Annotated in this window: 1 protein-coding gene; it reads right to left on the bottom strand. The window is 66.6% G+C overall.

Annotated elements, in window-relative coordinates; translation table 11 throughout:
* A partial coding sequence (locus WBA11_RS14710; protein WP_424521417.1) for a condensation domain-containing protein occupies positions 1-2,734 on the bottom strand: 2,734 nt, incomplete at its 3' end.
* Positions 2,735-2,894 lie beyond the last annotated feature (160 nt).

Raw genomic sequence — 2,894 nt, forward strand, 5'->3', positions numbered from 1 at the left:
CCCCCCACAAGCCCTGGAACACCGTATTGAGCGTCACCTGGCAGCCGCTGGCTAGCCGCTCGAGACCGGCCCGCTGGTCAGCACTCAGCCTCATCAGATGGCTGCGCAGCGTGCCGGTCTGCCCGCCGCCGCTGCGCTGGGGCAGCGGGCAGGCCTGCTGGTAGCCCGCTAAGTAGCTCTGCCAGTAAGCGGATGAAGCCGACGAGTCGCGCTCGGCCAACCAGCGCAGGTAGCGGCTGAAGGGGGCCACCTGGCCCAGACGGGGGGCACGTGCCGCCCGCCCGCTGGCGTAGAGCTCGACAAACTCGCCCACCAACACGCGCGCGCACCAGCCGTCCATCAGAATGTGGTGGTTGCTCCACACCAGCACGTAGGACGCCTCGGCCAGCCGCAGCAGGCTCACCCGCATCAGCACGTCCTGGCTCAGGTCGAAGCCCCGGCGCAGGTCCTGCGCCTGGTAGGCTGACAGGGCGGCCTCTACGTCTCCCGCCCCGCGCAGGTCGACCTGAGCAAAGTCTACCGTCCGCTCGGACAAAACCAGCCGCAGCGGCTGGTCGGTGTCAGCGTAAACGAACAGGCTCCGCAGCACGGCGTAGCGGTTGAACAGCTCCTGTAAGCCAGCTTCCACCCGCTCGCCGTCCACCACTCCACTCAGCCGGTAGCTCACCTGGGTGCAGTAGGCGGCCGAGTCGGGCGTGAGCAGCGCGTGGAACAGCATGCCCTGTTGCATGGGCGTCAGCGGGCAGATGTCTTCCAAGCGGTAGCGGGCCGAGTAGCCCTCCACCTCGGACAGGCTCAGCGACTCGTAGGTCAGATCGCTCGGCGTCAGTTCGGTTTGTTGTTGATTCAGGCAGTGGGCGATGAGCCCCTCCAGCTGCTGCTGGTAGCAGTCGGCCAGCGACTCCACCTGCTCCTCCGTCAGGTGCGAGCGGCGGTAGTTGAGGCCCACTTCCAACTGCCCCTCCACCACCAGGCTGATCACGGACAGCGGGTGGGCCGTCGCATCGGCGGCGGCAGCATCTTGCAGCCCCCCGGCGGATTCTGTGGCCAGGCTCACGCCGCCGGCGTCGAGCGAGGTATCGAAGCTACCCAGGTAGTTGAACAGGACTTGCGCGGTGAGGGCGAGCTGTTCTTCGCCGAGCATGTGCTGCAGCACCCCGTAGCCCAGGCCCTTGGTGGGCACGCCGCGCAGTTGCTCCTTGACGCGTTTGAGCACGCCGGCGGCCTGTTTGGCCCCGTCGCTGGCCCCGTCGGTGGAGAGCACCACTGGGTAGAGGCTCGTCAGCCAGCCCACCGTCCGGCTGACGTCCACGTGAGCCACACCGTTGAGCTCTTCGCGGCCGTGCCCCTCCAGCTCGATGAGCAGCTCATTTTGCCCGCGCCACTCCTGCCAGCCCAGCAGAAGGGCGGCCAGCAGCACCTCGTTGATCTGCGTGCCGTAGGCGCGGTGCACCTCTCCGAGCAGCTGGTGGGTTTGGGTCTGGGAGAGGCGGAAGCTGATTCCACCTGACCCCTGGGCTGAGGCATCTGCTGGCGGCAGGCCGGCCCAGCGCTTGCCCTGGGCGACCACCTGCTGCCAGTAGCTCAACTGGGCGGGGCGGGCTTGCTGCTGTCCCCAATGTACCAGCTGCTTGCCCCACGCCTGCAGGCTTTCTGTCTTGGCTGGCAGGGCCAGCGCCTCGCCAGAGAGCAGCTGCTGGTAGGCCGTCTGGAGGTCTTCCAGCAGCAGGCGCCACGAGACCCCGTCGACGGCCAGGTGGTGGACCACCACCAGCAGGCGGTCGCCGTCGCTCAGGTGCCACAGGCCGGCGGCCATCAAGGGTCCCTGCTGCAGGTGTAGGCTCTGCTGGAGCTGATCGGTGCCCCGGGCCAGGGCTTCGAGCTGGTCGGCGGCGGGCAGGCTGCGCAGGTCCTGTTGGTGGAGCGAGAAGCGCACCGCGCTGGCCTCGGCGAAGTACTGTTCGACGTGCTGGGCGGGGCTCTGCCAGTGGCGGTATCGCAGGCGGAGGCCGTCGTGGTGGTGGAGCAGTGCTTGGAGGGCTCCCTGGAGGGGCTTGCTCTGCCAGCCCTGGGGGCTTCGCAGCAGCAGGGCCTGGTTGTAGTGGTGTGGGTTGGCGCGCTGCTGCTCGAAGAAGACCACCTGCATGGGCAGCAGGGCGGCCGGGCCGCTCAGCGGCTCTTGGCTGACGGCGCGCTGCCCGACGGCAGTCAGCAGCGGGGCCAGCGAGCGGATGGTGGGCTGGGCGAACAGGTCTCGAATGTGGAGGTGGTAGCCGCTGCGGTAGCATCGGGAGGCGATCTGGATGGCTTTGATGGAGTCACCGCCGAGCTGGAAGAAGTTGGCCTCGACGCTGAGCGCCTGGCGGCCGAGCACCTGCTGCCAGACGTCAGCCAGCAGCTGCTCGGCTGCATCAGCTGGTGGCTGGTAGGGCTGCCCTTCATCACGCACTTCTGCATCTTGTGCTCGCTGGCGGAGGGCCTGCCGGTCGGTCTTGCCGTTGGGCGTCAGGGGCCACTCGTCGACGGCGGCCAGCACCGTCGGCACCATGTAGGCGGGCAGCTGTGCCGCTAGCCAATTGCGTAATTGTGTAGTGTCGACCTCATGGTCGCTCTCTACAAAAGCTACTAACCTTTGATCACCGTCAGCTTGCCCGTCCACCACGACCGCAGCAGCTCTTTCCACCTGCGCATGTTGGAGAAGAACGGACTCTATTTCACCGAGCTCAACCCTCATGCCCCTCAACTGTACTTGATCGTCAATGCGACCGACATAGTGGAGGTTTCCATTATCGTCCCACATCCCGAGGTCCCCTGTGCGATATAGTGTTGCGTAGGCCTCTTCACGCGCAAACGGGTTGGGGATAAACTTTTCACGGGTCAGCTCTTCCTGATTT

Origin of the sequence: Rubrivirga sp. (assembly GCF_049648075.1) — a bacterium.
In the GTDB taxonomy this organism is placed as follows: Bacteria; Bacteroidota; Rhodothermia; order Rhodothermales; family Rubricoccaceae; genus Rubrivirga.